Source organism: Mycobacterium sp. PTI7 (assembly GCF_056679845.1).
The window spans coordinates 1,255,671-1,279,451 of the sequence record NZ_CM155252.1 but is presented as its reverse complement, the minus strand read 5'-3'; the positions used below and the strand labels follow the sequence as shown (position 1 = coordinate 1,279,451).

Annotated in this window: 25 protein-coding genes; 10 read left to right on the top strand and 15 right to left on the bottom strand. The window is 70.4% G+C overall.

Annotated features, from left to right (window positions below; genetic code table 11):
* Window positions 1-51 precede the first annotated feature (51 nt).
* The gene (locus tag AC1MEY_RS06200; RefSeq protein WP_480229823.1) at window positions 52-537 is read right to left on the bottom strand and encodes a tetratricopeptide repeat protein; all 486 of its coding nucleotides are present in this window, start codon (window positions 535-537) and stop codon (window positions 52-54) included.
* Window positions 538-548: 11 nt separating this feature from the next.
* Window positions 549-1,283, bottom strand: coding sequence for a 4-hydroxy-tetrahydrodipicolinate reductase (dapB, locus tag AC1MEY_RS06195; protein WP_480229822.1), 735 nt, complete (start codon window positions 1,281-1,283; stop codon window positions 549-551).
* Between the two features lie 451 nt (window positions 1,284-1,734).
* Between dapB and AC1MEY_RS06190 the strand changes: the two genes are divergently transcribed.
* The 3 genes from AC1MEY_RS06190 to AC1MEY_RS06180 all read left to right on the top strand — a co-directional run bounded on the left by AC1MEY_RS06190 (window position 1,735) and on the right by AC1MEY_RS06180 (window position 5,973).
* A complete protein-coding gene (locus AC1MEY_RS06190) occupies window positions 1,735-3,357 on the top strand; it encodes a hypothetical protein (RefSeq protein WP_480229821.1) in 1,623 nt (540 codons plus the stop codon).
* A 109-nt stretch (window positions 3,358-3,466) separates the two neighbouring features.
* Window positions 3,467-4,369: an NAD-dependent epimerase/dehydratase family protein gene (locus tag AC1MEY_RS06185; RefSeq protein ID WP_480229820.1), complete on the top strand. Its 903-nt coding sequence runs from the start codon at window positions 3,467-3,469 to the stop codon at window positions 4,367-4,369.
* A gap of 236 nt (window positions 4,370-4,605) precedes the next feature.
* The gene (locus AC1MEY_RS06180) at window positions 4,606-5,973 is read left to right on the top strand and encodes an HNH endonuclease signature motif containing protein (RefSeq protein ID WP_480229819.1); all 1,368 of its coding nucleotides are present in this window, start codon (window positions 4,606-4,608) and stop codon (window positions 5,971-5,973) included.
* An 8-nt stretch (window positions 5,974-5,981) separates the two neighbouring features.
* Here AC1MEY_RS06180 and AC1MEY_RS06175 read toward each other — a convergent pair whose 3' ends face one another.
* Both AC1MEY_RS06175 and aldR read right to left on the bottom strand, forming a co-directional pair.
* Window positions 5,982-6,887 carry a hypothetical protein gene (locus tag AC1MEY_RS06175; protein ID WP_480229818.1) on the bottom strand — a complete coding sequence of 302 codons (906 nt, stop codon included), beginning with the start codon at window positions 6,885-6,887 and terminating at the stop codon, window positions 5,982-5,984.
* On the bottom strand, window positions 6,884-7,399 hold the full coding sequence (aldR, locus tag AC1MEY_RS06170; protein ID WP_480229817.1) for an HTH-type transcriptional regulator AldR: 516 nt from the start codon (window positions 7,397-7,399) through the stop codon (window positions 6,884-6,886). Before aldR ends, AC1MEY_RS06175 begins: the two co-directional genes overlap by 4 nt.
* Window positions 7,400-7,492: 93 nt before the next feature.
* Here aldR and ald point away from each other — a divergent pair, with 93 nt between their 5' ends.
* Both ald and AC1MEY_RS06160 read left to right on the top strand, forming a co-directional pair.
* Window positions 7,493-8,608, top strand: a complete 1,116-nt coding sequence (gene ald / locus AC1MEY_RS06165; protein WP_480229816.1) for an alanine dehydrogenase — start codon at window positions 7,493-7,495, stop codon at window positions 8,606-8,608.
* Between the two features lie 94 nt (window positions 8,609-8,702).
* The gene (locus tag AC1MEY_RS06160; protein ID WP_480229815.1) at window positions 8,703-9,257 is read left to right on the top strand and encodes a DUF4334 domain-containing protein; all 555 of its coding nucleotides are present in this window, start codon (window positions 8,703-8,705) and stop codon (window positions 9,255-9,257) included.
* Here the strand turns inward: AC1MEY_RS06160 and bla are convergent.
* The 6 genes from bla to AC1MEY_RS06130 form a co-directional block, all read right to left on the bottom strand.
* On the bottom strand, window positions 9,254-10,144 hold the full coding sequence (gene bla / locus AC1MEY_RS06155) for a class A beta-lactamase (protein WP_480229814.1): 891 nt from the start codon (window positions 10,142-10,144) through the stop codon (window positions 9,254-9,256). The genes AC1MEY_RS06160 and bla overlap by 4 nt on opposite strands.
* Entirely contained in the window at window positions 10,144-11,445 is a 1,302-nt protein-coding gene (locus tag AC1MEY_RS06150) for a M16 family metallopeptidase (RefSeq protein WP_480229813.1), read from the bottom strand. The genes bla and AC1MEY_RS06150 overlap by 1 nt, the downstream gene beginning before the upstream one ends.
* Window positions 11,423-13,696, bottom strand: a complete 2,274-nt coding sequence (locus AC1MEY_RS06145; protein ID WP_480229812.1) for a polyribonucleotide nucleotidyltransferase — start codon at window positions 13,694-13,696, stop codon at window positions 11,423-11,425. The genes AC1MEY_RS06150 and AC1MEY_RS06145 overlap by 23 nt, the downstream gene beginning before the upstream one ends.
* Window positions 13,697-13,984: 288 nt before the next feature.
* Window positions 13,985-14,482: an LppU family putative lipoprotein gene (gene lppU, locus AC1MEY_RS06140; RefSeq protein WP_480229811.1), complete on the bottom strand. Its 498-nt coding sequence runs from the start codon at window positions 14,480-14,482 to the stop codon at window positions 13,985-13,987.
* Window positions 14,483-14,487: 5 nt separating this feature from the next.
* Window positions 14,488-14,757: a 30S ribosomal protein S15 gene (rpsO, locus tag AC1MEY_RS06135; RefSeq protein ID WP_480229810.1), complete on the bottom strand. Its 270-nt coding sequence runs from the start codon at window positions 14,755-14,757 to the stop codon at window positions 14,488-14,490.
* A 143-nt stretch (window positions 14,758-14,900) separates the two neighbouring features.
* Window positions 14,901-15,878 (bottom strand): bifunctional riboflavin kinase/FAD synthetase, encoded by a 978-nt coding sequence (locus AC1MEY_RS06130; protein ID WP_480229809.1) that lies wholly within the window; start codon window positions 15,876-15,878, stop codon window positions 14,901-14,903.
* Window positions 15,879-15,959: 81 nt separating this feature from the next.
* On the opposite strand from AC1MEY_RS06130, the gene mntR reads away from it, so the two are divergent.
* Both mntR and AC1MEY_RS06120 read left to right on the top strand, forming a co-directional pair.
* The gene (gene mntR, locus AC1MEY_RS06125) at window positions 15,960-16,658 is read left to right on the top strand and encodes a manganese-binding transcriptional regulator MntR (RefSeq protein WP_480229808.1); all 699 of its coding nucleotides are present in this window, start codon (window positions 15,960-15,962) and stop codon (window positions 16,656-16,658) included.
* Window positions 16,659-16,691: 33 nt separating this feature from the next.
* Window positions 16,692-17,123 carry a type II toxin-antitoxin system Rv0910 family toxin gene (locus AC1MEY_RS06120; RefSeq protein WP_480229807.1) on the top strand — a complete coding sequence of 144 codons (432 nt, stop codon included), beginning with the start codon at window positions 16,692-16,694 and terminating at the stop codon, window positions 17,121-17,123.
* 3 nt (window positions 17,124-17,126) lie between these two features.
* Here AC1MEY_RS06120 and truB read toward each other — a convergent pair whose 3' ends face one another.
* The 3 genes from truB to AC1MEY_RS06105 are packed head-to-tail and all read right to left on the bottom strand — an operon-like array spanning window position 17,127 to window position 19,569.
* Window positions 17,127-17,966, bottom strand: a complete 840-nt coding sequence (gene truB, locus AC1MEY_RS06115) for a tRNA pseudouridine(55) synthase TruB (protein ID WP_480231328.1) — start codon at window positions 17,964-17,966, stop codon at window positions 17,127-17,129.
* Window positions 17,967-18,016: 50 nt separating this feature from the next.
* A complete protein-coding gene (gene pptT / locus AC1MEY_RS06110; protein WP_480229806.1) occupies window positions 18,017-18,679 on the bottom strand; it encodes a 4'-phosphopantetheinyl transferase PptT in 663 nt (220 codons plus the stop codon).
* A complete protein-coding gene (locus AC1MEY_RS06105; protein ID WP_480231327.1) occupies window positions 18,676-19,569 on the bottom strand; it encodes a metallophosphoesterase family protein in 894 nt (297 codons plus the stop codon). Before AC1MEY_RS06105 ends, pptT begins: the two co-directional genes overlap by 4 nt.
* 236 nt (window positions 19,570-19,805) lie before the next feature.
* Here AC1MEY_RS06105 and AC1MEY_RS06100 point away from each other — a divergent pair, with 236 nt between their 5' ends.
* On the top strand, window positions 19,806-20,390 hold the full coding sequence (locus AC1MEY_RS06100; protein WP_480231326.1) for a DUF3558 domain-containing protein: 585 nt from the start codon (window positions 19,806-19,808) through the stop codon (window positions 20,388-20,390).
* A gap of 41 nt (window positions 20,391-20,431) precedes the next feature.
* Window positions 20,432-22,099, top strand: a complete 1,668-nt coding sequence (locus AC1MEY_RS06095; RefSeq protein WP_480229805.1) for a CocE/NonD family hydrolase — start codon at window positions 20,432-20,434, stop codon at window positions 22,097-22,099.
* Here the strand turns inward: AC1MEY_RS06095 and AC1MEY_RS06090 are convergent.
* Window positions 22,088-22,591 (bottom strand): DUF1802 family protein, encoded by a 504-nt coding sequence (locus AC1MEY_RS06090; protein WP_480231325.1) that lies wholly within the window; start codon window positions 22,589-22,591, stop codon window positions 22,088-22,090. The genes AC1MEY_RS06095 and AC1MEY_RS06090 overlap by 12 nt on opposite strands.
* 41 nt (window positions 22,592-22,632) lie before the next feature.
* On the bottom strand, window positions 22,633-22,914 hold the full coding sequence (locus AC1MEY_RS06085) for a DUF2277 domain-containing protein (RefSeq protein ID WP_480229804.1): 282 nt from the start codon (window positions 22,912-22,914) through the stop codon (window positions 22,633-22,635).
* A gap of 30 nt (window positions 22,915-22,944) precedes the next feature.
* Between AC1MEY_RS06085 and AC1MEY_RS06080 the strand changes: the two genes are divergently transcribed.
* Window positions 22,945-23,706, top strand: a complete 762-nt coding sequence (locus AC1MEY_RS06080; RefSeq protein ID WP_480229803.1) for an enoyl-CoA hydratase — start codon at window positions 22,945-22,947, stop codon at window positions 23,704-23,706.
* The last annotated feature ends 75 nt before the right edge of the window (window positions 23,707-23,781 follow it).

The window sequence follows — 23,781 nt, the reverse complement described above, 5'->3', positions numbered from 1 at the left end:
TGTCAACCTAGCCCGGTATCCGCGATGGCGGGCCCTGCTTGGCAGGTCACGTCACTCGACCGTGCTGCCACCGGTTCGCTCCATCTCGACCGCGGTCTTCATCGTCTCCCTGGCCCGGCCGCGGTCCCCCGCGTAGTCGTAGGCGCGGGCCAGTCGGTACCAGCCGCGCCAGTCGTCGGGATCCGCCTCGACCTCGGCCTTGACGTCCTGGAACAGCGCATCGGCCGCATCCCGTTCGATCCGGCCGGAGGGTCTGCGCGGCAGCGCGCTGACGTCGAGTTCGCGGCCCTGCTCCCGCATCTGGCGTGCCAACCGCTGATGGGTGAACCCGGCACGCAACGTGGCCACCATCGCCCAGAGTCCGATGAACGGCATGATGAAGATCGCGGCGCCCAGACCGATCGCGGCGGGCTTGCCGGACGTGACGAGCAGGACCCCGGCCCGCCCGAGCAGCACGAAGTACACGACCAGCGCCAGACACATGAAGCCGATCAGGATCTGGATGCGCAGTGCGCGGGAGTCATCGGACGTCGCCATGGTCCCAGTCCTCAGAGGTCGAGCAGTGGCTCGATGCCCACCGTCAGGCCGGGCCGCTCCGCGACGTGCCGTACCGCCAGCAGCACCCCGGGTACGAACGAGGTGCGATCCAGGCTGTCGTGCCGGATGACGAGCGTCTCGCCCTGCGTCCCGAACAGCACCTCCTGATGCGCCACCAGACCGGCAAGCCGCACCGAGTGCACCGGCACGCCGTCGACGTCGGCGCCGCGGGCCCCCTCGATCCCGGTGCTGGTGGCATCGGGGTTGGGCGGCAATCCCCTTCGGGCCTCGGCGATCAGCCGGGCCGTCCGCGCCGCCGTTCCCGACGGCGCGTCGGCCTTGTGCGGATGGTGCAGTTCGATGATCTCGACCGACTCGAAGAATCGCGCCGCCTGCTTCGCGAACTGCATGGACAGCACCGCGCCGATCGCGAAGTTCGGCGCGATGAGCACTGCGGTCCCCGGCGAGTCCGAGAGCCACTGCTCGACCTGGGCGATCCGCTCGTCGGTGAACCCGGTGGTTCCGACCACTGCGTGAATGCCGTTGTCGATCAGGAACTTCAGGTTGTCCATCACCACGCTCGGATGGGTGAAGTCCACGACCACGGCCGTCTCGGTGTCGACGAACGTCGAGAGCGCGTCCCCCGCGTCGACGCCCGCGGAGAACACGAGGTCGTCGGCGGCGTCGACGCCCTCGACGATGGTGGCTCCGACCTTGCCCTTGGCGCCCAGCACTCCAACTCGCATGCGCTCACCCTATCGACTGGGCTCAGCGGCGGACCGACGAGCGAATCCTGCACTGTCGAGCAACGTTGTGCCGCCGGTGCCACTACCTAGCCATGGTCCTGTCCGCATCGCGTGGAGACGGTCGATCCGGTGATTGCCGGGTGGTCCGGTGACGCCCCGTCGTGCGATCTCGGTCGACGCCGACGGCCATGGTGGAAATCTTCGCTGAGGTCAATCACAGGCCCCTAACGGCACCCGTGACAACGTATCCGGCTTTGTAGCAGCATGATTGATGCAACGCACCGTCGTGGTGCGTGATCCCGACGGGTCTGCTCGACACGCGTATCGACTTCACCGAAGATTTGCTGGACCCGAACTGAAACACGTGGCAACATACTGCGTGCACGGGCGTCGTTGATTAGCTGCAGACAAACTTGGTCACTGCATTGGCAAATGAGGGGGAGTTCGTTTCATGGCGAAGCACAGCAAGAAGAAGGCCGGCAAGAAGAGGACCATCGCCACCGCCACCCTGGCCGCGGGCGTGCTGGCCGGGGGTGGCGCGGCGGGACTGACCGCCGCGATGACGTCGGGGACCGTGGCGGCGCCGCAGACCCGGTCATACGAGATCCAGCCGGTCTTCCTCGGAAGTTTCCTCAACAGCATCCTCGGGGCCCTGATCAGCAACGGCTCCTCGTCGGCGACGGGCAACGGCGGCAACGCCGGCCTCCTCATCGGCACCGGCGGATCGTCAAGCGCCGCAGGCGGACAGGGCGGAGCCGGCGGTCTGCTGCTCGGCAACGGCGGTTCGTCGCTCACCGGCAACGGCGGCAACGCCGGCCTGATCGGCACCGGCGGCGCGTCCGGCTCCGGCACCGGCGGCAACGGCGGCCTCCTCATCGGTGACGGCGGGCTGACCGCCACCGGTACCGGTGGCACCGGCGGCCTGGTGGCGGGCAACGGCGGCACCGCGTTGACGACCGGCAACGGTGGCAGCGGCGCGCTCGTCCTCGGCAGCGGCGGCTCGTCGCTCGCGGGCAACGGCGGTCAGGGCGGCATCATCGGAAACGGCGGCACGTCGCTCATCGGCGGCGACGGCGGGAACGCCGGCCTGATCGGCACCGGCGGCGCCGGCGGCAGCGGCCTGCCCGGGGTCGGCGGCCAGGCAGGTGGCGACGGCGGCAACGGCGGCGGCCTGCTCGGCAGCGGCGGCAACGGCGGCAACGGCGGGGCCGGGATCGTCGGCGGCGCGGGTGGCGACGGCGGCGCGGGCGGCATCGTGCTCGGCAACGCGGGCAGCGGCGGCAACGGCGGGGCGGGCAACGGCGCCGGCGTTCTCGCGTCCCAGGGCGGCGCCGGCGGCGACGGCGGGCAGGCCGGAGCGCTCGGGGCCGGCGGCAGCGGCGGCACGGGCGGCAACGCGCAGACCGGGATCAACGCCGCCAACGGCGGTGCCGGCGGCAACGGTGGAAACGGTGGCGTCGTCCTCGGCGACGCCGGCAACGGCGGAGCGGGTGGCACCGGCCAGACGTCCAACATCAGCATCTTCCCGGGCGGTCCCGCGACCGGCGGGTCCGGCGGCGACGGCGGCGCGACGGGCGTCCTCGGCAACGGCGGGACCGGCGGCGGCGGAGGCTCCGCGACGACCACCAACGGCTCCACCACCGGTGGCAACGCCGGCGACGGCGGCAGCACGGCGGTGCTGGGCACCGGCGGCAACGGCGGCTCGGGCGGCAATGCCACCAACACCAGCGGCGGCAGCTCGACGGCGGGCTCGGGCGGCGACGCGGGCAGCGGCGGCTCCATCGTGGGCGGCGGCGGCACCGGCGGCACCGGCGGCACCAGCTCGACGAAGGGCGGCAGCGCCAGCACGGGCGGCTCCGGCGGGACCGGCGGCACGGGCGGCGGTCTGGTGAGCAACGGCGGCTCGGGTGGCGGCGGTGGCACCGCGACCACCGGTTCGGGCAAGGCCACCGGTGGCAGCGGCGGTGACGGCGGCCAGGGTGACGTCGGCGGCGCGGGTGGTTCCGGCGGAACGGGCGGCTCCGGTTCGGGTGGCGCCGGCAGCAGCAGCGGCGACAGCGGCTCCGACGGCTAGCAGTATCGATCGACCCAAGGGCGGCGCCTCCACTTCGGTGGGGGCGCCGTCGTCGTCGGCATCCGTGATTCGAGCCATCGCCCGCCACGCGAGCCCTAGCATCGGGCCCATGTTCGGATCCAAGATCTTGATCACGGGGCCCACCGGTCAGGTGGCCACTCCCCTGGCCCTCGCGCTCGCCCGCGACAACGAGGTGTGGGGCATCGCCCGCTTCACCGATCAAGATGCGCGAGAGAGGCTGGAGCGGGCCAACATTCGCTGCGAGACGGTCAACCTCGCGGCGGGCGACTTCAGCGCGCTACCGACGGACTTCGACTACGTGATCAACCTCGCCGTCGCGAAGAGCGGCCGCTGGGACAAGGACCTGGCTGCCAACGCCGAGTCCGTCGGACTCCTGATGGCGCACTGCCGCGAGGCGACGGCGTTCCTGCACTGCTCGTCGGCGGCGGTCTACGACCCACCCGACGACGAACCCCGAACCGAGCGCTCGGCCCTCGGCGACAATCACAAGCCCATGCTCCCCACCTACTCGATCTCGAAAATCGCCGGCGAGGTCGTCGCCCGGACGATGGCGCGGGCACTGGACCTGCCGACCGTCATCGCGCGACTCAACGTGCCCTACGGCGACAACGGCGGCTGGCCGTTCTTCCACATGGAGATGATGCTGGCGGGCACGCCGATTCCAGTGCCGCCCGGTGGCCCCGCCCGCTACAACCCCATCCACGAGGACGACGTGATCGCCACCGTCCCCAAGCTGCTCGCGGCGGCCTCGGTGCCGGCGACCACCGTCAACTGGTGCGGCGAGCAGACCGTCAGCCTGCAGGAGTGGTGCACGTTCATCGGCGAACTCATCGGCAGGGAGCCGAAATTCGTCGAGTCCGACGAGGCGCTACGCGGCGGGCCGACCGACGTGACGCTGATGCGCGACCTCGTCGGCGGCACCACCGTCGACTGGCGCGACGGCATCCGCCGCATGGTCGCCGCCTTCCACCCGGACCTGATCCGCGCCTGACCCCCTCCCCCGGCGAGCGTGCTCCCTTCTCCGGCGAGCGTGCGTGTTTGCGGGCGACACGCCGGGTGAAAACCTGACTGTGCGCACGCTCGCGAATGGCCAGTTGGTGCGCATGCATGCCCGGAAACGGCACGTAACTGGCCACTCAAGAATTCTCCAAAACTCATGCGCCACAACGGTTTCATCCGTCTCACCGACGGCCCAACCTGTCGGACCCTCGTACTAGTGTTCGAACCATGGCAATCGATCTGGTGGACGCGGCGCAGGCCTTGCGCGCCGCGGTGGCCGATCTGTTGGCCGCCGACGTCGACGCCGCCAGCCACTCCGAACTCCTCACCGTCCTCGACGCCATCGAGCACACCCGACGCTCCCTGCCCGCGGTCGATCACCGCGTCCTCAACCGGATCGTCACCGAGATCAACCCGATCGACTACGGCGCCACCTCGCCGACCAAGCTGCTGGCCCACCGACTCCGCATCAGCGCCGGCGAAGCCGCCCGCCGCATCGGCGAAGCAAAGGACCTCGGCCCCCGGCGCACCCTCACCGGGCAACCCCTGCCCCCGGTCCTCGAGCAGACCGCCGCCGCTCAGAGCGCGGGATCGATCACCTCCGAGCACGTCGCCCTCATCCGCAAGTTCTTCGCCAAGCTGCCCGACCGCGTCGACCCGACCACCCGCATCGCCGCCGAGGCCGACCTCGTCCGCATCGCCTGCCACCACGGCCCCGAAGGATTGCGCAAGGCCGTGAACCTACTCAACGCGCTCCTGCATCCCGACGGCGACTTCACCGACGCCGACCGCGAACGCCAGCGCGGTGTCACCCTCTCCCAACAGCGCCCCGACGGGATGAGCACCATCCGCGGCGACCTCACCCCGGAGATGCGGGCGGTCCTCGAAGCGGTCCTGGCCAAGCTCGCCGCCCCCGGCACGAGCAACCCCGACGACGACCAACCCACGATCGACGGGGAACCCGCTGCCGACACCGCCACCCGCGACCATCGCAGCCCCGCACAGCGAAACCACGACGCGCTGCTCGCCATGGGCCGCATGATCCTCGGCTCGAACACCCTGGGTCAGCTCAACGGCCTACCGGTCACCGTCATCGTCTCGACCACCCTGCAGGACCTGGAGTCAGCAGCCGGGCACGCCGTCACCGCCGGCGGAACGCTGCTCCCGATGCGCGACCTCATCCGGATGGCCGCACACGCCCACCACTACCTCTACGTCTACGACGCCCACACCGGGCAGAGCCTCTACCTGGGCCGAACCAAGCGGTGCGCCAACGCCGCTCAACGCATCGTGCTGCATGCCCGCGATCGCGGCTGCACCCGACCCGGCTGTCTCGTCGACGGCTACCACTCCCAGGTCCACCACGCCGCTGCGGACTGGAAGCACGGCGGCCGCACCGACGTCGACGACCTCACCTTCGCGTGCGGGCCCGACAACCGACTCGTCGAACGCACCGACTGGACCACCCGGCGCCGCAACGACGGCCGCACCGAATGGATCCCCCCGCCGGACGCCGACAACGGCCAGGCCCGTGTCAACGACCTGCACCACCCGGAGCGGCTCCTGCAGCCACCCGAGGCGGACGACGCCGCCTGAGTCGCGACTCACCCGTCGAGTGCGGCCTGCGCGGACTCGGCCTCGGCCAGCGCCGAGGTGGCCGCCTCGAGTCGGTCGTTGGCCGCGGACGCCTCGGCCTCGGCGTCCGTCAATCGCGAACTCGCCGTGTCGACTTCGCGCTCGGCCTCGCTCAGCTGCTCGAGCAACCGCTCGTAGCGCCGTCGCGCGGTCGACACGGTGCTGCGCCGCTCGGCGGCCTCCTTGTCCGCGCGCTCCTGGTCCGACCGAGCGGCCTTGGCCTTCTGCGTCGCCCGCTTGACGCGAGCGGCGGCCGCCCGTCGCTCCGCAGCGGTGGGACCCTTGGGCGCGGCAGGTGCGGGCGCGGCAGGCGCGGGCTCGGCGGCCGCGGAGCGCTCCGGACGGGCGGGACGCGAGGACCGCTTTGGCGTGGAGGGCGTGGCCCGCGAGACCGGCTCCACCGCAGACGGGCCGAATCCCCCGAAGCCCGAATACCGTTCGGCCTTCGCCAGCCTGCCCAGCCGCGCGGCGACGTCGGGGTCGGCGATCGCGGCCTGCAGCGTGTCGGTCACCTCGTCGCGCAGCGCGGCCGACGGGTCGTCGAGGTCGGCCGCGGAGAACGCGGTACGAACCAGCTCGTGCACCAGCTTCCGCTGCCCCGCGGTGAGGTCGCGGATGCGGGCGCCGTCCATCTCGGCGTGGGCGGATCGCAGTCCCTCGCTGAGGTCGGCCAGACGCGGCACGGCCGTCGCGTCGGCGCGCACGAGTCGGTTCACCACCCACGCGGCGGTGGTCGGCCGCCGTGCCGCCGCGATCTCCTTGGCCGCATCGGCCTCACCGCGCTTCTTCGCCGCCGCCGACAGCTCCTTGCGGCGGGCCGTGAACTCCTCGGGCCGCACGCCGTACAGCGCGTCGAGGTCGTCGTCGACGCTCACAGCGGCGACGCCCCACGCAGGTGTTCGAAGATCAGCGACGTCTGGGTGCCCGCCACGTCGGCGTCGGCGTTGAGGTTCTGCACCACGAACGACCGCAGGTCGTCGGTGTCGCGCGCCGCGACGTGCAGGATGAAGTCGTCGGCGCCGGCCAGGAAGTAGACGTCCATGACCTGGGGTCGTCGCCGGATGTGTTCGATGAAGCCCTCGATCTTGCCGCGGGCGTTGGACTGCAGACTCACCGAGATCATCGCCTGCAGCGGCAGTCCGATCGCCGACGGGTCGATGTCGGCGTGGAACCCGCGGATCACGCCCACCTCCTGCAGGCGTCGCACCCGCCCGTGACAGGTCGAGGCCGCGACGCCGACGAGGTCGGCGAGCGCGCTGTTGGAGATCCTTGCATCGGCGTGCACGGCGGTCACGATCCGGCGGTCGACGTCGTCGAGGTCGACGGGTCGAACATTCTTCGGCGAGGCCGTCGCGCCTGCCGACGAGATCGATGATCCTTGCGTCATGACATGACTTTATCGAATGATCCGCACATCTATTGCGGCATTACCGCTGTTTCTTCACAATTTAGGGGTCGCATCGCCAACCTAGGAGCCATCGTGCGCGTCGGAGTCCCCGCCGAGATCAAGAACAACGAGTACCGCGTCGCCATCACCCCCGCGGGCGTGGCCGAACTGACCCGCCGCGGCCACGAGGTGCTGATCGAGGCCGGAGCCGGCACCGGTTCCGCGATCTCGGACAACGACTTCAAGGCCGCCGGCGCGACGGTGGTCGACACCGCCGACGAGGTGTGGGCCGAGGCCGAGCTGCTGCTCAAGGTCAAGGAGCCCATCGAGGCCGAGTACGGCCGCATGCGGAAGGGCCAGACGCTCTTCACCTACCTCCACCTCGCGGCGTCCAAGCCGTGCACCGACGCCCTGATGACGTCGGGCACCACCTCGATCGCCTACGAGACCGTGCAGACCGCCGACGGCGCACTGCCGCTGCTGGCCCCCATGAGCGAGGTCGCGGGCCGCCTCGCCGCACAGGTCGGCGCCTACCACCTGATGCGCACGCACGGCGGTCGCGGCGTGCTGATGGGTGGCGTCCCCGGCGTCGCACCGGCGAAGGTGGTCGTCATCGGTGGCGGCATGGCCGGCGACAACGCCGCCGCCGTCGCCAAGGGCATGGGCGCACACGTCACCGTCTTCGACCTGAACGTCAACACGCTGCGCAAGATCGACGCCGAGTACGGCGGCAGCATCGAGACCCGCTACTCGTCGACGCTGGAACTCGAGGAGGCCGTCAAGGCGGCCGACCTGGTGATCGGCGCCGTCCTCGTCCCGGGTGCCAAGGCGCCCAAGCTGGTCACCAATTCCACCGTCTCGCACATGAAGTCGGGTGCGGTGCTGGTCGACATCGCGATCGACCAGGGCGGCTGCTTCGAGGATTCCCGGCCCACCACCCACGACGATCCGACGTTCGCCGTGCACGACACCGTCTTCTACTGCGTCGCCAACATGCCGGGCGCGGTCCCGCGGACCTCGACGTTCGCGCTGACCAACGCCACCATGCCGTACGTGCTCAAGTTGGCCGACAAGGGATGGCAGTCGGCATGCGCGGCCGATCCGGCGCTGGCGAAGGGACTCTCGACGCACGAGGGCGCTCTGCTGTCCGAGCAGGTGGCCGCCGACCTCGAACTCCCCTTCACGGATCCGGCGACCGTCCTCGCCTGATCCGCTGCACGCTTCTCCCCCTCTCGCCCGGTCGGTGCCTCAGTGCGCCGGCCGGGCGATGATTTTCTTGACGGGTGTCAAGTACGGTGGTCGCATGACTCTCGCCGACGTGCTCCCCACCGCGCCGACCACCACCGCGGACGCCCTGGCCCTGTTCGACGCGTCGCCCGCCGCGACGCCCGAGTTCATGATCGGCACCTGGCACGGTGACGAGCTGCCCACCGGCCACCCGCTCGACGGCATGCTCGAGTCCAGCGGATGGTGGGGCAAGCAGTTCGTGGACGCCGAAACCGTGCACCCGCTGCTGTTCCCGACGAGGGACCGCGCCGCGCTGTGGGCGCTCAATCCGCTCCTCGCATTCGGCGGGATGGGCGTGGCCACCAAGATCCCCGCGCTCAAGAAGCAGAACCTGCGCGGCGTGATCAACGTGCTGGATCCCGTCCTGAAGACCCGCGCCCCGAAGGCCCGGCTGCGCACCACGCGCTACCGCGGCGTCGACACCGCGACCATGCTGTACGACCAGCTGCCCATCAACGACGTCTTCCGTCAGCTCGACGAGCAGACCGTGATCGGCGCGATGGACCTACGCGGCCTGCGCAACCCGTACTTCTTCGTGCTGCGCCGCGACGACTCGTTGCGCCTGCGCTAGCCGCCGGTCACGTACGGGACGACGACGGTGGCGAGCTCGCCCACCAGCGGACGCAGCGTCGCGGCGTCCGGATCGTCGGACTGCGTGCGCGTCATGAACGCCAGCAGCAGGCGCTGGCCGTCCGGCCCGTAGGCGATGCCCACGTCGTTGGCGGTGGCGTAGTCGCCGCTGCCGGTCTTGTCGGCGGTGGTCCACCCCGGCGGCAGCCCGGCACGCATGCTGGATGTCTCGTTGCCCCGCAGCCACTCGTCGAGGGTGCGGCGCTGGGGCGCGCCCAACGCCTCCCCGGTCAGCATCGCGCGGAAGCTCGAGCCGATCGCGCGCGGCGTGCTGGTGTCGCGCAGGTCGCCGGGGATCGCCGAGTTCAACTCCGGCTCCCAGCGGTCGAGCCGGGTCCGGTCGTCACCGAGCGTGCGCGCGAAGTCGGTGATCCGCGACGGACCCCCGATGATCCGCAGCAGCCAATTGGCCGCGGCGTTGTCGCTAAGTTGGACCGCGGCCACGCACAGTTCCTCGATCGTCATGGTCTGATCGACCCGCGTCTCGGTGACCGGCGAGTACGGCAGGATGTCGGAGCGGTCGATGGTGACGGCGTCGGTGAGGTTCAGTTCGCCGGCCGCCGCCTTCTGCAGGACGCGGCCCCCGGCGTACGCCTTGAACGTCGAGCACATCGCGAACGGATCGTCCGCGCGGTGCGCCACCGACCGGCCCGTGTCGAGGTTCTCGGCGTACACGCCGACGAACGCCCCGAACCGGTGCTCCAGCGCGGCGAGGCGGTCCTCCACCGGCGGCATCGGCATCACCGGGTCGGCGAGCGTCGGCTTTTCCGCACACGCCGCCAGCGCGGCGAGTACGCCACCGCCGATCAGCAGGCTGCGGCGGCGCATCACACCGCCAGGGACTTCAGCGGCTTCGGCAGCGAGCGCCGCGACCGGTGAGGTCCGAGTACTGCCGCACCGAACGGCTGCGAGAGCAGTTGGCGTGCAATCCCGTTCACCTCCTCGAGCGTGACCGCGTCGATCAGCTGCAGGGTCTCGGCGATGCTGCGGTGGCTGCCGTAGTTCATCTCACTGCGGCCCAGTCGGTGCATCCGCGACGCGGAGTCCTCCAGGCCGAGCACCAGACCGCCCCGCAGCGAGCCCTTCGCGATCCGGCACTCGCCCTCGGTGATCCCGTCGCGCCCGATGTCGGCGAGCACGTCGGTGGTCACGCGGACCACTTCGTCGAACCGCTCCGGCAGGCAGCCCGCGTACACGGACAGCGCGCCCGCGTCGGAGAACGTGTCGATGGTCGAGTACACCGAGTACGCCAGCCCGCGGGTCTCCCGGATCTGTTGGAACAGGCGGGAACTCAATCCGCCACCGAGCGCGCCGTTGAGCACCGCCAGCGCCCAGCGGTGATCCCAGTGCCTGCCCGGCGTGCGCACCCCGAGGAACATGTGGGTCTGCTCGGTGTCCCGGTTGACCAGCTGCAGCGTCGGCTCGGTCGAGATCTTGCCGGTGCCCTTGCGCGGCGGGGTGGGCGTCGCCTCCACGGCCAATTTCGGCCCGAAGTGCTTGCGCGCCAGACGCACCACCTTCGCGTGGTCGACGTTGCCCGCCACCGCCAGGACCATGCGCTCGGGCGTGTACCGCCGCACGTGGAACGAGTGCAGCTGCGTACGCGTCATGTCGGTGACCGACTCGACGCTGCCGATCACCGGACGTCCGACCGGATGGTCGCCGAACATCGCCGACAGGAAGACGTCCCCGAGGGTGTCCTCGGGATCGTCGTCGCGCATGGCGATCTCCTCGAGCACGACGTCGCGTTCGACCTCGACGTCGTCGGCGGCACACCGTCCGCGCAGCACCACGTCGGCCACCAGATCGACCGCGAGTTCCAGGTCGTCGTCGAGCACGTGGGCGTAGTAGCAGGTGTGCTCACGCGCGGTGAACGCGTTCAGCTCACCGCCGACGGCGTCGACCGCCTGGGCGATCTGCACCGCCGACCGCGTCGGGGTCGACTTGAACAGCAGGTGTTCGAGGAAGTGCGCGGCACCTGCCACGCTGCGTCCCTCGTCGCGGGACCCGACGCCGACCCACAGGCCGACCGACGCCGAGTGCACCGACGGGATGAACTCCGTGACGACGCGCAACCCTCCGGGGAGGGTTGTGCGCCGTACCGAGTCAGCTGTCCGCGGTCGCGGCATCGGCAGGTGCAGCAGCCGCGTCCGGGGCGGTGCCGTTGGCCGGGGCCTCGGCTGCCTCGTCCTCGGCGACCAGCACCAACGAGATCTTGCCGCGGTTGTCGATGTCGGCGATCTCCACGCGGAGCTTGTCACCGACCTTCACGACGTCCTCGACCTTGTTGATCCGCTTGCCACGGCCCAGCTTGCTGATGTGCACCAGGCCGTCGCGGCCGGGCAGCAGCGAGACGAACGCACCGAAGTCCGTCGTCTTGACCACGGTTCCGAGGAACCGCTCACCGGTCTTGGGCAGCTGCGGGTTGGCGATGGCGTTGATCTTGTCGATCGCCGCCTGCGCCGCCTCGCCGTTGGACGCACCGACGAACACCGTGCCGTCGTCCTCGATGGAGATCGACGCGCCGGTCTCCTCGGTGATCGAGTTGATCATCTTGCCCTTGGGGCCGATGACCTCGCCGATCTTGTCGATCGGCACCTTGATGGTCGTGATGCGCGGCGCGTAGGGGCTCATCTCGTCGGGCTCGTCGATGGCCTCGGCCATGACCTCGAGAATCGTGATGCGGGCGTCCTTGGCCTGCGACAGCGCACCGGCCAGCACGCTCGACGGGATGCCGTCGAGCTTGGTGTCGAGCTGCAGCGCGGTGACGAAGTCCTTCGTGCCGGCGCACTTGAAGTCCATGTCGCCGAACGCATCCTCGGCGCCGAGGATGTCGGTGAGGGTGACGAAGCGACGCTCGGTCTTGCCGTCCACCTCGACGTCGTCGGACACCAGGCCCATCGCGATGCCCGCGACCGGCGCCTTGAGCGGCACGCCGGCGTTCAGCAGCGACAGCGTCGACGCACACACCGAACCCATGGAGGTCGAACCGTTGGAGCTGAGCGCCTCCGAGACCTGACGGATGGCGTACGGGAACTCCGCGACGCTCGGCAGCACCGGCATCAACGCACGCTCGGCGAGCGCGCCGTGGCCGATCTCGCGACGCTTGGGCGAACCGACGCGACCGGTCTCACCGGTCGAGTACGGCGGGAAGTTGTAGTGGTGCATGTAGCGCTTGGACGTCTCCGGCCCCAGCGAGTCGATCTGCTGGGCCATCTTGACCATGTCGAGGGTGGTGACGCCCATGATCTGGGTCTCGCCGCGCTCGAAGATCGCACTGCCGTGGGCGCGCGGGATGACCGCGACCTCGGCGGACAGCGCGCGGATGTCGGTGATGCCGCGGCCGTCGATGCGGAAGTGATCGGTCAGGATGCGCTGGCGGACCAGCTTCTTGGTCAGCGCGCGGTAGGCGGCGCCGATCTCCTTCTCGCGTCCGGCGTAGGTGTCGGCGAGGCGCTCGAGCACCTCGACCTTGATCTCGTCGGTGCGGTCGTTGCGCTCTTCCTTGCCCGAGATGGTCAGCGCCTTCGACAGCTCGTCGGTGGCGACCGAGGAGACGGCGTAGAACACGTCGTCCTGGTACTCGGGGAACAGCGGGTAGTCGGCGGTCTCCTTGCCTGCGGCCTCGAACAGCTCCTGCTGCGCGGTGCACAGTGCGGCGATGAACGGCTTGGCGGCCTCCAGGCCCTCGGCCACGACGGCCTCGGTGGGAGCACCCGCGCCACCGGCGACGAGTTCGATGACCCGGTCGGTGGCCTCGGCCTCGACCATCATGATGGCGACGTCGTCACCGGCCTTGCGACCCGCGACCACCATGTCGAACACGGCGTCCTCGAGCTGCTCGACGGTGGGGAACGCGACCCACTGGCCGTCGATGAGGGCGACGCGCACGCCGCCGACGGGGCCGGCGAACGGCAGACCCGAGATCTGGGTGGACGCCGACGCGGCGTTGATCGCCAGCACGTCGTACAGATCCTTGGGATCCAGGCTCAGGATCGTGACGACGACCTGGATCTCGTTGCGCAGCCCCGACACGAACGTCGGACGCAGCGGCCGGTCGATCAGGCGGCAGGTCAGGATGGCGTCCGTCGAGGGACGGCCCTCGCGGCGGAAGAACGAGCCGGGGATGCGGCCCGCGGCGTACATGCGCTCTTCGACGTCGATGGTCAGCGGGAAGAAGTCGAAGTGGTCCTTCGGCGACTTGCTGGCCGTGGTGGCCGACAGGAGCATGGTCTCGTCGTCGAGGTAGGCGACGACGGCGCCGGCGGCCTGCTTGGCCAGCCGGCCGGTCTCGAATCGGATGGTGCGGGAACCGAAGCTCCCGTTGTCGATGACTGCGGTGGCTTCGTAGACGCCGTCTTCGATTTCAACTGCTGACATACGTATGTCGTCCTCTTTGATTCTCGTGTTCGTCTGTTTCGCGACATCACGCACGCGGGCCCGCCGAACTTCCTGACGGCCGTCGATCGAAGCGGCCGGATCGCTTGATCCGGCAGCCACTACCGAAGACCGCCCATGCGAGATCGGGCGCTTGCGGTGACGCACTGGAACTCTTCGCGCGGTCGTGCGCGAATCGCACCTCGTGTCCCGAGCCGATCGGATGCCGTACGGCTCAAAACAGGTCCATGTTACATGGCGGCATTTGCTCGAACCGCCAGATGCCTCAGGTCAGCGCACGTCCTCCACGCAGACCGTGAACAGCCGTTGGTCGTACGGATACCCGACCCCGCTCGCGCACTGGTCGGCGCTGGCCACGTCCGAGAGGATCTCGGTGGCCCGCTGCCGGTGCGGCGCGGAGGAGTCGGCACAGTCGACCCGGTAGGGGTCGACGTCGTTCTCGGGGTCGACGTTCATGCAGCCGCCGACCACCCAGTCGACGTCCATGCAGATGGTGTTGCCCTCGCCGCTGAACGAACTCTTCGTCGAGTAGTACGTGTCGGCGTCCGAGGGGCAACCGTCGGTGTTCTCGGCGGTGGCGACCACCCTGAAGTTCGATGCGGTGCTGCCGCAGTCGACCCGGGTGGCCTCCGGGCGGTCGGGTGGACCGCCCACCTTGAGGCAGTCGCCCACCTGCATGTCCGCGGCAGCGGCCGACGAGCACCCGGTGAGGGCGGCGCCGGCCAGTGCCGCGGCGACCAGGGCCGCGCGTAGGCGGCGGGGTACCACCAGCGTCAGCGACGCAGGCCGAGACGCTCGATGAGCGAGCGGTAGCGGGCGACGTCGACTGCGGCGATGTACTTGAGCAGACGACGGCGACGGCCGACGAGCAGCAGCAGACCGCGACGCGAGTGGTGGTCGTGCTTGTGCATCTTCAGGTGCTCGGTGAGGTCGGAGATGCGCTTGGTCAGCATCGCGACCTGCGCCTCCGGGGAGCCCGTGTCGGTGTCGTGCAGGCCGTACTGGCCGAGGATCTCTTTTTTCTGTTCGACGGTGAGCGCCACGAATTACTCCATCTATTGGTCCGCGAGGATGAATGTTTCGGCGCGGCCGCCGCGAACTGCAGCGCGCGCTGGGTCGCCGGGAAGTTTAACAGGACGAGGCCCGGTCACGAATTCGTCGCCTCGCGGCGGCGGCGGAACCGTCGCTACAGCATCTTGGCCAGGATCGCCCTGGCCCGTCCCACGTCACCCTCCATGGCGGTGATCAGCTGGTCGACCGAGTCGAACTTCTCCTGGCCGCGGACGCGGGCGACGAAGTCGACCGCCACGTGCTGGCCGTAGAGGTCGGCCTCGTTGTCGAGGACGAACGCCTCGACGGTGCGGGTCCGCCCGGAGAACGTCGGGTTGGTGCCCACCGAGACGGCGGACTGGTAGCGCTCCCCCGGGGTCACCGTGCCGACCACCGGGCCGTGACCGAGGACCGTGAACCACGCCGCGTAGACGCCGTCGGCGGGGATCGCCGAGTACATCGGCGGCGCGACGTTGGCCGTCGGGAAGCCGAGCACCCTGCCGCGCCCGTCACCGCGGACGACGACGCCCTCGACGCGGTGCGGCCGGCCCAGTGCCTCGCTGGCCGCGCCCATGTCGCCGGCGTCGACGCACGACCGGATGTAGGTCGACGAGAAGGTGACCGACTCGTCGCGATGGTGTTCGGCGACCAGCGAGATGCCCTCGACGGCGAAGCCGAAGCGCTCACCGGCCCTGCGCAGCATGTCGACGTTGCCCGCGGCCTTCTTGCCGAACGTGAAATTCTCGCCGACCACCACCTCGACCACGTGCAACCGCTCCACCAGCAGCTCGTGGATGTAGCGCTCCGGCGTGAGCTTCATGAAGTCGGTGGTGAACGGCATCACCAGGAACACGTCGATGCCGAGTTCCTCGGCCAGTTCGGCGCGCCGGGTGAGCGTCGTGAGCTGCGCGGGGTGGCTGCCCGGGAAGACGACCTCCATCGGGTGGGGGTCGAACGTCATGAGGACGGCGGGGATGTCGCGCGCACGTGCCGCCTTGACGGCATGGCTGATCAGTTCGGCGTGCCCACGGTGTACCCCGTCGAACACTCCGATGGTGACGACACATCGGCCCCAGTCCGTGGGGATCTCGTCTTGACCCCGCCAGCGCTGCACTCCCCCAGCGTACGGCGCGGCGCGTCCCGTGGGCGCGCTGGATCCCCCGGTTGAGGTGTCGATTGCCTAAACTCTGTGATCGTGAGTCCTGACGCGAACCCCCGCGACCTGTCGTCGGTGGCCCAGGACTACCTCAAGGTGATCTGGACCGCCCAGGAGTGGTCGCACGAGAAGGTCAGTACGAAGATGCTGGCCGAGCGCATCGGCGTCTCCGCCAGCACCGCGTCGGAGTCCATCCGCAAGCTCGCCGACCAGGGCCTCGTCGACCACGAGAAGTACGGTGCGGTCACCCTGACCGACGATGGCCGGCGCGCCGCGCTGGGCATGGTCCGCAGACACCGGCTGATGGAGACCTTCCTCGTCAACGAGCTGGGGTACGGCTGGGACGAGGTGCACGACGAGGCCGAGGTGCTTGAGCACGCGGTGTCCGACCGCATGCTGGACCGCATCGACGCCAAGCTCGGCTACCCCACCCGCGATCCGCACGGCGATCCGATCCCCGCCGCCGACGGCAACGTCCCGACGCCGCCGGCGCGCCAGCTGTCGGTGTGCCAGGACGGCGACTCGGGCGTGGTCGCCCGGATCTCCGACGCCGACCCCGAGATGCTGCGGTACTTCGACAGCGTCGGCATCAGCCTCGACTCGCGCCTGCGGGTCCTGGCCCGGCGGGACTTCGCGGGGATGATCTCGGTCGCGGTGGAGAAGCCCGGACCGTCCGACGACGTCACCACGGTCGACCTGGGCAGTCCTGCTGCCGAGGCGATCTGGGTCGTCGGCTGACCTGGCGGTCACGCACCCCCCTACTATCCGGGGATGGCCAAAGTCGAGCTGTCCCGTACGTTGACGCTGTCCCCCGAGGAGGCGTGGTCGCACGTGTCGGACCTGTCGACCCTCGACGAGTGGCTGTCGATGCACGAGGGCTGGCGTTCCGACCTGCCGGAGACCCTTGAGGTCGGCACCACGATCATCGGCGTGGCCGGCGCCAAGGGCATGCGCAACCGCGTCACGTGGACGATCAAGAAGGTCGATCCCCCAAGGCTTCTCGAGATCACCGGCGAGGGCGTGGGCGGCACCAGGTACGCCCTGACCATGAAGGTGTCGCCGACGAAGGAGGGCTGCTCGTTCACCGTCAAGGTCGACCTCGGCGGCGCTCCCCTGTTCGGACCCATCGGGATGGCCGCGGCGCGCGCGGTCAAGGGCGACATCGAGCGGTCGGTCAAGAAGTTCGAGCAGCTGTACGCCTGAGGGCTACAGCGTGGCCGGCCGGATCACCACGACCGACGTGGTGCGGGTCCGGTCGTCGGCGAGCAGCGCGATGACGTCGCCACCGGGGGCGGTCGCGGCGTAGGTCCCGTCGATTCCGGCCGGCGCGAGCGCCCGGCCGTGCCGCGCGGACTCGGCTTCCTCGGCGGTCAGTTCGCGACGCGGGAACGCGAGCAGGCATGCCTCGTCGAGCGACAGGCTGAGCCGCGGCTCGTCGGCCAGCTCGTCGAGGGTTCGGGCCACGTCGAGGCCGAACCCGCCGACCGTGGTCCGTCGCAGCGCGGTCAGGTGGCCCCCGACGCCGAGCGCGACGCCGACGTCGCGCGCCAACGCCCGCACGTACGTTCCCGACGAGCAGTCCACCTCGACGTCGACGTCGACCAGGTCGCCGGTGCGACGGACGGCCCCGACGTCGAAGCGCGAGATCCGGACCCGGCGGGCGGCGAGTTCCACCGACCGGCCCTCCCGTGCCAGCTTGTAGGCGCGCTCGCCGTCCACCTTGATCGCACTGACCGACGACGGCACCTGGTCGAGGTCGCCGCGCAGCGCTGCGACCGCGTCGTCGATCGCGCCGTCCGTGACGTGTCCGGCCGGAACCGACTGCAGCAGTTCGCCTTCCGCGTCCTCGGTCGACGTCGCCTGCCCGAGCCGGATGGTGGCGGCGTAGGACTTGTCGGTGGCGGTCAGCAGGCCCAGGATCTTGGTGGCGCGTTCGATGCCGACGACCAGCACGCCGGTCGCCATCGGATCCAGCGTGCCTGCGTGCCCCACCTTGCGCGTCCCGAAGAGCCGCCGGCAGCGGCCCACGACGTCGTGGCTCGTCATCCCCCCGGGCTTGTCGACGACGACGATGCCGGGCGGTGGCGGTGACCCGCTCACAGCACGATCGCCGTGAGCGCCAACCCGTCGCGTACCGACCAGCGGCCGCGCAGCACCTCCAGCGGCGGGCCCTGCTCGGCGGCGGGGTCGATCAGGATGCGCGAGGTGAACGTGCCCGCCGCGCCCGAGCCGTCGACCTCGAAGGCGATGTGCGCGTCCTCGAAGCCGAGCCAGCGGTGCGTCAGCGGGAACCACGCCTTGTACGTGGCCTCCTTGGCGCAGAACAGGATCCGATCCCAGTGCAGGTCGCCCGGCAGTGCGCCGATCGCCAGCCGTTCGGCGGGCAGGCTGACCGCGTCCAGCACGCCCTTCGGCAGCACGCCGTGCGGTTCGGCGTCGATGCCGACCGACCGGACGTCGCCGGCCCGCCCCACGACCGCACCGCGAAAGCCCTCGCAGTGCGTCAGGCTCCCCACGACGCCGTCGGGCCAGCACGGTTCGCCCTTGTCGCCCTTGAGGATCGGCACCGGGCCCACGCCGATCTCGCCGAGTGCCTGGCGCGCGCAGTACCGCACGGTGACGAACTCGTTGCGCCGCTTGGCCACCGACCTCGCGATCAGCGGCTCCTCCTCGGGCAGCGGCGCGAGGTCATCCGGATCGGAGTACAGCTCGGCCGACGCCACCGTGGTGGGCAGGACCGCCGACAGCAACGAACTCACCTCGACCGCCGATCCTTGATCTTCTGCTCCATCTTCTGCGCGCTCGCCCGCATCTCGGGCGTGATCTCGAAGTGCCCGCCGAAGTCGTTCAGGTAGCCGGGCGGGTACTGCGGGTCGGGCAGGATCTGCCGCAGCCAGCGATACGGCTTGCGGCGCCGCCACTCCCGCGGGTAACCGACCGACACCTCCTCGAACCGGACACCGTCGTACCAGGTGGTCCGCGGGATGTGCAGGTGCCCGTACACCGAGCAGACCGCGTTGTACCGGGTGTGCCAGTCGGCGGTCGCGGTCGTGCCGCACCACATCGCGAACTCCGGATAGAACATCGCATCGCAGGGTTCGCGCACCAGCGGGAAGTGGTTGACCAGGATGGTCGGCGTCATCCAGTCGAGGTCCTCGAGCTTCTTGCGCGTCGTGGCCACCCGGTCCCGGCACCACGCGTCGCGGGTGGCGTACGGCTCGGCGGACAGCAGGAACTCGTCGGTGCCCACGATGTTGCGCTCGCGGGCGACGGCCAGCCCCTCGGCCTTGGTCGCCGTGCCCTCGGGCAGGAAGCTGTAGTCGTAGAGCAGGAACATCGGCACGATCGTGGCCGGCCCGCCCTCCTCGTTCCAAACCGGGAACGGGTGCTCGGGGGTGACGATGCCCATCTCGTCGCACATGTTGACCAGGTAGTCGTACCGGCTGCGCCCGAAGATCTGCATCGGGTCCTTGTTGGTGGTCCACAGCTCGTGGTTGCCGGGCACCCAGATGACCTTCGCGAACCGCTTGCGCAGCAGATCCAGCGACCAGCGGATCTCGTCGGTGCGTTCGGCGACGTCACCGGCGACGATCAGCCAGTCGTCCGGCGTGGCCGGATACAGCGACTCGGTGACCGGCTTGTTGCCCATGTGCCCGATGTGCAGATCGCTGACCGCCCACAGGGTTGGTCGTCGCCGGGCCGACTCCGACGCGGGCTGTCGCTGTTCTCCTGATGGCTCGGACACAACGGTCCAGCGTACTTGCGCGCACGCGTGGTGCAGACCCGGCAACTAGAACCTGTTCTGGTTTACCGCCGTGATCGTGGTCACGGACTTGTACACTCCCCGCAATGGGCCACGACCGCGAGGAGCGCACCGGAATGCGACTGACCGCCAGATTCCGCCTTCTGTCGGCGGCGTGCGCACTGGTCGTCGCCGTCGTCGTGGTCGCCCAGACGAATCCGCTGACCGGTCCCGCCGGCGAACGCGTCGACCTGCGGTCCACGTCCGTGCCGCTCAGCGGGGTGTCGTCGACGATCAAGTGGCCCGTGATCGAGACCGTCGACCCCAAGCCGTTCGATCCGTGCGCCGAGATCCCCCTCGACGTCGTCCAGCGGCTCGGCCTCGGGTTCACGCCGCCCATCCCCGAGGACGGGCTGCGCTGCCACTACGACGCCGGCAACTACCAGATGGCGGTCGAGGCGTTCGTCTGGCGGACCTACGAGCAGACCCTGCCCGCCGACGCCGTCGAACTCGACGTCCAGGGCCACCGCGCCGCCCAGTTCTGGATCATGAAGCCCACCGAGCGCAACAGCCGCTTCTGGATCACCTGCATGATCGCCTTCAAGACCAGCTACGGGGTGCTGCAGCAGTCGCTGTTCTACGCCCCGGTGTACTCGGCCAACGACGTCGACTGCCTGCAGACAAACCTGCAGCGCGCCAACGAACTGGCCCCTTACTACAAGTTCTGACCGTCACCCACCGCCCCCGCGGCGATGCGTAGCCTGCAGACGTGCCCTCCGATTCGAGCGTCGCGCCCAGCCGTCCGCCCCTGACGTCCAGAGTCCTCGCCCGGGCGCTGTCGATCCCGGCCCCGACGACGGGGTTCGAGGTGCACCGCGAGGTCCGCGTCCCGATGCGCGACGGCGTCGACCTGATCGCCGACCACTACGAGCCGCTGACGCCGTCGCCGGCGGGCACCATCCTGGTCCGGGCGCCGTACGGTCGCGGCTTCCCGTTCGCGGCCGTGTTCGGGTCGGTGTACGCCACCCGCGGCTACCACGTGGTGTTCCAGAGCGTGCGCGGCACGTACGGGTCCGGCGGCGTCTTCGCCCCCATGGTCGACGAGGTGGCCGACGGCGCCGACACCGTCGAGTGGTTGCGCCACCAACCCTGGTTCACCGGCACGTTCGCCACGATGGGACTGTCCTACCTCGGGTACACCCAGTGGGCGCTGCTGATGGACCCGCCGCCCGAGTTGACGGCCGCGATCATCAGCGTGGGACCACACGACTTCAGCCGCGCCACCTGGGGCACCGGCGCCTTCACGGTCAACGACTTCCTCGGCTGGAGCGAGATGGTGTCGCACCAGGAGGATTCGGGCCGCCTCCGGCAGGTCGTGCGCCAGGCCCGATCGAACGCGGCCGTGGGACGCACCGCCGGGCAGGTCCCGATGGGCGAGTCGGGCCGCACCCTGCTCGGCACCGGCGCGGCGTGGTGGGAATCCTGGGTCACCGACCCCGAGAGCGACCCCGAGTTCTGGGCGCGGGTGAGCCTCGGCGACGCACTCGACCGGGTGAACGTACCAGTGCTGCTGTTCGGCGGCTGGCAGGACCTGTTCCTCGAGCAGACCCTGTCGCAGTACGCACACCTGCGCGACCGCGGCGTGGCGACCGCGCTCACGGTCGGGTCGTGGACGCACGCCCAGGTGATGACGAAGGGCGCCCCGACCGTGCTGCGCGAATCGCTGAGCTGGCTCGACGAGCACCTCGCCGGCCGTCCCGCGACGCCACGGGCGCGGGTGCGTGCGCACGTGCACCGCGGCGACTGGCTGGACCTGCCCGACTGGCCGCCCGTCACGACCTCGCGCACCCTGTATCTCGCACCCGCACATCGTCTCTCGGACACCCCGCCCGCCGACGATGCGAGCCCGTCGACGTTCACGTTCGACCCGTCCGACCCCACGCCGACCATCGGCGGCCGCCTCCTCTCCCCGCAGGGCGGGTACCGCGACGACAGCGCGCTCGCGCTGCGCAGCGACGTCGCCGAGTTCACCGGAGCCGTGCTCGCCGAGAACCTCGACGTATTGGGCACGCCCTACGTCGAACTCGCGCACTCCTGCGACAACCCGTACAACGACGTCTTCGTCCGCGTCAGCGAGGTCGACGCCCAGGGACGGTCGCACAACGTGACCGACGGCTTCCGGCGTCTGACCGGCGACTCGGCGACGGCGGGCACGGTGCGCCTCGACCTCGACGACGTCGCCCACCGCTTCACGGCCGGGTCGCGGATCCGGTTGCTGGTCGCCGGCGGATCGCACCCGCGCTTCATCCGCAACCTCGGCACCGACGAGCCGGTCGCCACCGGGACGCGGATGGCGACGGCGACGCACACCCTTCACCACGGGACGGGCGGGCAGTCGACGCTCGTCCTGCCGGTGGGTAGTCCGTCAGCCGACTGACGACCGGACCCGCGCGGCGACGTCCGCCAGCAGGGCCGCGTCGTGGACGGGTGCGCCCCACTCGGGCTCGAGCGGCAGGTCCACCCAGCTGGTGCACCCGGCGTAGTCGGGCGTCCGCGTCAACGCCACCGGCGTGATGAGCGGCCGCACCGCGACCACAAGGACGGTGAGCCGGTGCCGTGGCCGGAAGTCGAGCCGGTCGGCGCGCACCGACTCGGCGGTCCAGATGTGGTGATCGGCGATCGCGTCCAGCCCGTCCGGGCGCTCGACGGCAACGGCCGCAACCACTCTCGCGCCCGCGCGGACGACGACGGCGTCCTCGGTGCTGTCCGGCGCGGACGGATCGAGCAGGTCGCGGTGTTCGGAGCGCACGCGTTCGGCGTGACCGTGGGCGATGGTCGGGAAGAAGACGAACTCCGACGCCGTCAGGTCGAAGCGCTTCTCGCCGATGCCGCCCTTGCGCAGCAGCACCGTCTGGCGGCCGTCGAGCATGGCGTGGACCGCGGCGCTCCACTCCTTGAGCGCGGGCGTGCTCACTCCATCCTGGCCGCGCGCGCCTCGATGCGGGCCCGCACCTCGGGGCGACGCAACGGCGGCACGGTCTTGGGCGGCTGACGGCGCGGCGGCAGCGCCGACAGCAGACGCAGGGTGGTCGCAGTGACTTCGGCGACGGCGACCTCGAACGCGTCGGCGTTGGCCGCGGTCGGACGGGTGACGCCGCTGACCTTGCGGACGTACTGCCGTGCGGCCGCCTCGATCTCTTCGTCGGTGGCTGCGGGCTCGAGGCCGCGCAACTCGGTGATGTTCCGGCACATGCCCCAACGATAGGTCGATACGGTGACCCCATGCCCGACATCACCGACGTCCTGCTGATCGACACCACCGACCGCGTGCGCACGCTGACGCTGAACCGCCCGCAGGCGCGCAACGCGCTGTCGTCGGCGCTGCGCACCGAGTTCTACGCCGCGTTGCACGAGGCGGAGGCCGACGACGACGTCGACGTGGTGATCCTGACCGGCGCCGACCCGGTGTTCTGCGCGGGCCTGGACCTCAAGGAACTCGGCGGCAGCACGCAGCTGCCCGACATCTCGCCGCGGTGGCCGTCGATGCACACGCCCGTCATCGGCGCGATCAACGGCGCGGCCGTGACCGGCGGCCTCGAGCTGGCGCTGTACTGCGACATCCTGATCGCCTCGGAGCACGCCCGGTTCGCCGACACGCACGCCCGCGTGGGCCTGCTGCCGACGTGGGGGCTCTCGGTGCGGTTGCCGCAGAAGGTGGGCGTCGGCATGGCCCGCCGGATGAGCCTGACCGGCGACTACCTGTCCGCCGAGGACGCGCTGCGGGCCGGCCTGGTCACCGAGGTGGTCGCGCACGACGACCTGCTGCCGGCCGCGCGCCGGGTCGCCGCGTCGATCGTCGGCAACAACCCGCGCGCGGTGCGGGCGCTGCTCGACTCCTATCACCGCATCGACGACCAGCAGACCAGCGCCGGTCTGTGGATCGAGGCGCAGTCGGCGAATCAGTGGATGCGCGCGACCAGCGGTGACGACGTCGCCGAGAGCCGCGCCGCCGTCTTCGAGCGCGGCCGCGCCCAGGTGCGCTGAGCCCGTCCCGTCCTTCGGCGAGCGTGCTCCCCGCAAGCGGGGTGCCCCAGTCTGCGGGCGACACGCCGCTCGCGA

Excerpts from the sequence above, each read along its gene's own strand:
- AC1MEY_RS06200 (WP_480229823.1), bottom strand. The coding sequence starts at position 537 with ATGGCGACGTCCGATGACTCCCGCGCACTGCGCATCCAGATCCTGATC.
- AC1MEY_RS06160 (WP_480229815.1), top strand. The coding sequence starts at position 8,703 with ATGACTCTCGCCGACGTGCTCCCCACCGCGCCGACCACCACCGCGGAC.
- AC1MEY_RS06185 (WP_480229820.1), top strand. The coding sequence starts at position 3,467 with ATGTTCGGATCCAAGATCTTGATCACGGGGCCCACCGGTCAGGTGGCC.
- truB (WP_480231328.1), bottom strand. The coding sequence starts at position 17,966 with ATGACGAGCCACGACGTCGTGGGCCGCTGCCGGCGGCTCTTCGGGACG.
- AC1MEY_RS06180 (WP_480229819.1), top strand. The coding sequence starts at position 4,606 with ATGGCAATCGATCTGGTGGACGCGGCGCAGGCCTTGCGCGCCGCGGTG.
- AC1MEY_RS06080 (WP_480229803.1), top strand. The coding sequence starts at position 22,945 with ATGCCCGACATCACCGACGTCCTGCTGATCGACACCACCGACCGCGTG.
- AC1MEY_RS06085 (WP_480229804.1), bottom strand. The coding sequence starts at position 22,914 with ATGTGCCGGAACATCACCGAGTTGCGCGGCCTCGAGCCCGCAGCCACC.
- AC1MEY_RS06145 (WP_480229812.1), bottom strand. The coding sequence starts at position 13,696 with ATGTCAGCAGTTGAAATCGAAGACGGCGTCTACGAAGCCACCGCAGTC.
- AC1MEY_RS06090 (WP_480231325.1), bottom strand. The coding sequence starts at position 22,591 with ATGCTCGACGGCCGCCAGACGGTGCTGCTGCGCAAGGGCGGCATCGGC.
- AC1MEY_RS06120 (WP_480229807.1), top strand. The coding sequence starts at position 16,692 with ATGGCCAAAGTCGAGCTGTCCCGTACGTTGACGCTGTCCCCCGAGGAG.
- AC1MEY_RS06105 (WP_480231327.1), bottom strand. The coding sequence starts at position 19,569 with ATGGGCAACAAGCCGGTCACCGAGTCGCTGTATCCGGCCACGCCGGAC.
- bla (WP_480229814.1), bottom strand. The coding sequence starts at position 10,144 with ATGCGCCGCCGCAGCCTGCTGATCGGCGGTGGCGTACTCGCCGCGCTG.
- aldR (WP_480229817.1), bottom strand. The coding sequence starts at position 7,399 with ATGACGCAAGGATCATCGATCTCGTCGGCAGGCGCGACGGCCTCGCCG.
- dapB (WP_480229822.1), bottom strand. The coding sequence starts at position 1,283 with ATGCGAGTTGGAGTGCTGGGCGCCAAGGGCAAGGTCGGAGCCACCATC.
- AC1MEY_RS06150 (WP_480229813.1), bottom strand. The coding sequence starts at position 11,445 with ATGCCGCGACCGCGGACAGCTGACTCGGTACGGCGCACAACCCTCCCC.
- AC1MEY_RS06190 (WP_480229821.1), top strand. The coding sequence starts at position 1,735 with ATGGCGAAGCACAGCAAGAAGAAGGCCGGCAAGAAGAGGACCATCGCC.